The 5,269-nt window shown below is 65.3% G+C and carries 3 protein-coding genes; 2 read left to right on the top strand and 1 reads right to left on the bottom strand.

Annotation, left to right across the window (positions count from 1 at the left end; all coding sequences use genetic code 11):
* Window positions 1-800 precede the first annotated feature (800 nt).
* Complete coding sequence (scpC, locus tag DU475_RS22945; RefSeq protein ID WP_164633427.1) at window positions 801-2,360, top strand: succinyl-CoA:acetate CoA-transferase ScpC; 1,560 nt, start codon at window positions 801-803, stop codon at window positions 2,358-2,360.
* Window positions 2,361-2,511: 151 nt separating this feature from the next.
* Here the strand turns inward: scpC and DU475_RS22950 are convergent, their stop codons facing one another.
* Entirely contained in the window at window positions 2,512-3,564 is a 1,053-nt protein-coding gene (locus tag DU475_RS22950) for an acyltransferase family protein (RefSeq protein WP_164633428.1), read from the bottom strand.
* A gap of 172 nt (window positions 3,565-3,736) precedes the next feature.
* On the opposite strand from DU475_RS22950, the gene hrpB reads away from it, so the two are divergent.
* Window positions 3,737-5,269 (top strand): ATP-dependent helicase HrpB (hrpB, locus tag DU475_RS22955; RefSeq protein ID WP_164633429.1); only part of this gene is annotated, 1,533 nt, incomplete at its 3' end.

The raw sequence follows: 5,269 nt of genomic DNA on the forward strand, positions 1-5,269 counted from the left end.
GCGTTCTACGAGTTCAAGGACCAGGGCGTCTGGAGCGGCAACCTCCGCGTTCAGCGCAACTTCTGATCCTCGCTTCGCAAGCGAGTATCTGATCAACCCCGGCGGGCAACCGCCGGGGTTTTTCGTTTCGGAGTGCTGGTTGAGGGCGCAACGGACTGACGGATCCGCGGCTCCGACCGAACGATGCAGCAGATCGCATGCCTCACATGGTAACAATCGGCATCGCCCGAAACTGCGGCAGCAGCGGAGCTGCGCGGCCTCGGATTCGCGATCGTCGCACCGCATTCACTGAGTAAATTACCTGTTGTAGTCAGGAAAAATTCTCATATACTTCCGTTCAGGGTCAGCGGGTGATCGTCGGTGGCCCGAAGGAGAGGAAAGAGATTTCGGTTTCCTTCATGGACAACCTCCAGAAAACCTCCGGCAATGCCCTGCCGGAGGTTTTCGTTTTTCGGGGACGCCGGCGAAGCACTCGAGGCATGAACCACCCGACCCGCCGCCCGTACCGTGAGACGGAATAATCGCGACCCTGCCCTGCAAAACCAGCATGCCGGACACCCCCGTCCGGCGATCGCCCGCAAGCAGATGTGCGATCCTGCCGGTTGCTCCTTGGATTCGTTGAGAAATCAATCATCTGGCGCTACGATCCGATCGCGGTGACGCAATCGGATGCGGCCGAGACGAGGCTGGCGGCGCGGGCCGCATACCTCCTTCGCCATTGGTTGCATGGGCTCTCTACCGCCCAGCGACTAGACGAATCGCATCATTTTCCCGCCGCTCCTAGCAAGAAAGAGCCGTTGATGGTCAACGCCGACCGCATCCTTGCTCCCTCCCTCCGTTCCAAGGTCATGACCGCAACCGACGCTGCCGCGCTGATTCCGTCCGGCGCGCATGTCGGCATGAGCGGCTTCACCGGCGCCGGCTATCCCAAGCTGCTGCCGCTGGCGCTTGCCGAGCGCATCAATGCGCATCACGCGCGCGGACAGAAGTTCAAGGTCAGCGTCTGGACCGGTGCCTCGACGGCGCCCGAGCTCGATGGTGCGCTCGCCAAGGTCGACGGCATCGAGATGCGGCTGCCGTATCAATCCGATCCGACCTGCCGCAAGCGCATCAATGCCGGGCGGATGGAGTACATCGACATCCACCTGTCGCACGTCGCGCAGCACGCCTGGTTCGGCTTCCTCGGCAAGCTCGACATCGCGGTGGTCGAGGTCGCCGGCATCCGCGAGGACGGCAGCCTGATCCCGTCATCGTCGATCGGAAACAACAAGACCTGGCTCGACCTCGCCGACAAGGTGATCCTCGAAGTCAACGCCTGGCAGGATATCCGCCTCGAAGGCATGCACGACGTGTACTACGGCACTCAATTGCCGCCGAACCGCAAGCCGATCCCGATCCTCGCGTCCGGCGACCGGATTGGCGAACAGTATCTGCGCTGCGATCCGGCCAAAATCGTCGCCATCGTCGAGACCAACCTGCCCGACCGCAACTCGGCGTTCTCGCCGCCAGACGACACCTCGCAGGCGAGCGCCGGGCACATCCTGGATTTTCTCGGCCACGAGGTAAAGAAGGGCCGGCTGCCGCACAATCTGCTGCCGCTGCAATCGGGCGTCGGCAACGTCGCAAATGCGGTGATGGCCGGCCTCGAAGACGGCCCGTTCGACAACCTCACCGCCTATACCGAAGTGCTGCAGGACGGGATGCTTCACCTGCTGCGCAAGGGCAAGCTGACCCATGCGTCGGCGACCGCACTGTCGCTGTCGCCGGACGGTTACGACGAATTCCTGCGTAATCTCGACTTCTACCGCGAGCGCATCGTGCTGCGACAGCAGGAGATTTCCAACCACCCGGAAGTGATCCGGCGGCTCGGCGTGATCGCGATGAACGGCATGATCGAGGCCGACATCTACGGCAACGTCAACTCGACCCACGTGATGGGCACCAGCATCATGAACGGCATCGGCGGCTCCGGCGACTTCGCCCGCAACAGCTATCTGTCGTTCTTCATGACGCCGTCGGCGGCGAAGGGCGGCAAAATCTCCTGCATCGTGCCGATGGCCTCGCATGTCGACCATACAGAGCACGACGTCCAGGTGATCGTGACCGAGCAGGGCCTCGCCGATCTGCGCGGCCTGTCGCCGAAGCAGCGCGCCAAGGTAATCATCGAGAACTGCGCGCATCCGACCTTCCGGCCGGCGCTGAAGGAATACTTCAAGCGCGCGCTGGAATATTCGCCGGGCCTGCACACCCCGCATATTCTCGACGAAGCACTGACCTTCCTGCCGAACTGGATGGCCAACAAGGCCGCGCGCGAAGCCTGGCGCGACGATGCGGTGGTGCAGGCCGACGCCTGGCGGTGAGCAGATAACCGAATCCGGCCCCTCATCCTGAGGAGCGGCCGTCAGGCCGCGTCTCGAAGGATGAGCTGTCAGGTGATCGTGGCCCATCCTTCGAGACGCCGTGCGTTGCGCGGCTCCTCAGAATGAGGAGGTGCCCGTTACGAAGCGGCGATCACTCCGCCGGCTGCAGCCGCGCGGCCTTCTTGCGCGGGGCGATCCAGAACGCGTCGGGACGTTCGAACAGGAACGTCGCGCCGGTCTTCATCGCCAGTTTCCAGACAATCAGCGCGCCGATCACCCCGGCGACATTGACCAGGATCGCGATCACGCCGAGGTCCAGGAACGGTGCGAACTTCAGCAGCAGCGTGCGGCTGATCGCCATCGGCAGAAAGAACGCCAGATAGATCACGATCGAATGCTCGCCGCAGAACCGCACGCCGTCGAGCCAGCGCTTCTCCGCCAGCAGCGTGCCCGCCGTGATGATGGCGCAGGCACCGGCGAGCCCGAGCAGCAGCGACACCAACGGCAGGTCCGCCCATCCGAGGAATACGACCGCGGCGTTGATCACCGCCCACGACGCCAGCCCGGCCAGTGCCAGCACCGGCCGCCCGCGCGCCGCGTCCGACAGCGCGAACACCTGCCGGGCGAACAGATAGCCGGTATAGAAATAGAAGAACTTGCTGCAGAACTCGTCGGGCACCATCCAGCCGGTGGAGATGTGCAGCGACTCTAAAACCGCCGCGATGCCCCAGACCAGCAGCGACGGGACGCGCCGTGTCAGCTTGGTGACGACGAAGAAGATCGGCAAAAGATAGATGAACCACAGCGTGCCGAATGGATCGATGAACGACAGCGCGTACAGTTTGGCGACCCCCGCCCAGCCGATCTCGGCCGCGAAGCTCGGCGCCTTGAAGGCGAACTGGATCGTCACCCACAGCACGTAGAAGTAGGCGAAATGCACCACCTTGCGGTCGAGATAGGTGCGCCAGTCGCGGTCGATCACCACCGCCAGAAACAGGCCGGAGATCAGGAAGAAGTCCGGCATCCGGAACGGCCGGGCGAACTCGACCACGTAGTGCATGAAACTGGTCTGGCCGGCGGCGGCCTCGACGCCGAGCACCGAATGCATCATCACCACCATGATGATGCAGATGCCCTTGGCGTAGTCGACCCAATCGACCCGGCCGGCGTGCATACGCGGAACGTGTGTGCCATTCGCCGTCATGGTTGTTCCCGTCTGATGCGGACGGCATCATCTTCCGCCAGATCGGTTGCGTTAGTGTTGCCCTCAGCACCGAATGTGCCGCATTTTCGGAATTGTGAGCACCGGTGAGCCGTTTTGCCGCTGGGTATGGTTTCTGTTAACCATCCGCGCCCTGCACCGTTCGAGCCGCCTTTTGACCCGCACTTTCGACATTCCGCTTCCGATCGATGACGCGCTGGACGATCTCTCCGGCGCGCTGGCGACCAGCACCACCGCGGTGCTGGTGGCGCCGCCCGGCGCCGGCAAGACCACCCGCGTGCCGCTGGCGCTGCTCGACGCCCCGTGGCTGAAGGACCAAAAGATCATCGTGCTGGAGCCGCGGCGGATCGCCGCTCGCGCCAGCGCGGAGCGGATGGCCAGGACGCTGGGTGAGAACGCCGGCGAGACGGTCGGCTACCGGGTCCGGTTCGGCTCCAAGGTGTCGCGCACGACCCGGATCGAGGTCGTCACCGAAGGCATCTTCACCCGCCAGATTCTCGACGATCCGGAACTGACCGGCATCGGCGCGGTGCTGTTCGACGAGTTTCATGAACGTTCGCTCGACGCCGATCTGGGCCTTGCACTGGCCCGCGACGCCCAGCAGGGCCTGCGCGAAGACCTGCGCATTCTGGTGATGTCGGCAACCATCGACGGCGCCCGCGTCGCCCGGTTGCTCGGCGATGCGCCGGTGGTCGAAAGTCTCGGCCGGGCATTTCCGGTCGAAACCCGCTATCTCGGCCGGAAGGCCGATGCGCCGCTGGAGCGGCAAATGGCCGAGGCGATCGCACAGGCACTGCGTGGCGAGCCCGGTTCGGTGCTGGCGTTTCTGCCCGGCGCAGCCGAGATCCGCCGCACCGAGACGATGCTGGCCGAGCGGGTGCAGGACCGTTCGGTCGAGATCGTACCGCTGTTCGGCGCGCTCGACGCCGCGGTTCAGGATCGCGCCATCCAGCCGGCAGCCAAGGGCAAGCGCAAGGTGGTACTGGCGACGTCGATCGCCGAAACGTCGCTGACCATCGAAGGCGTCCGCATCGTGGTCGATTGCGGGCTGTCGCGGGTGCCGCGCTACGAGCCGGATCTCGGCCTGACCCGGCTTGAGACGGTGCGGGCATCACGCGCCGCCGTCGACCAGCGCCGCGGCCGTGCCGGCCGCATCGAACCCGGCGTCTGCTACCGGCTGTGGGACGAGCCGCAGACCGCATCGCTGCCGCCCTATACGCAGCCGGAGATCCTGTCCGCCGATCTGTCGTCACTGCTGCTCGATCTCGCCCAATGGGGCGTCACCGATCCGTCATCACTGGCCTTCCTCGATCCGCCGCCGCAGCCGGCGCTGAAGGAAGCCCGCGAGCTGCTCGGCGAGCTCGGCGCGCTCGACCCGGACGGGCGCATCACCGACGAGGGCCGGAGCCTGCGGGCGATGGCGCTACCGCCGCGGCTGGCGCGAATGATCGTCGATGCCGCCCGCCACGGCTGCGCCGACGACGCTGCCGAAATCGCCGCGATCCTGACCGAACGCGGGCTCGGCGGCGACAGCGCCGACCTCGACGCCCGCCGCGACAATTTCCGCCGCGACCGCTCGCAGCGCGCGATGAGCGCGCGGCAGATGGCGGAGCGATGGGCGCGGCAGGCGGACAATCGCGGCACGCCTTCACCCGCTTCGCCGCAAAACGCAGCCCCGTCTTCTCCC

This window comes from Rhodopseudomonas sp. WA056, assembly GCF_010906995.1.
Lineage (GTDB): Bacteria > Pseudomonadota > Alphaproteobacteria > Rhizobiales > Xanthobacteraceae > Rhodopseudomonas > Rhodopseudomonas palustris_G.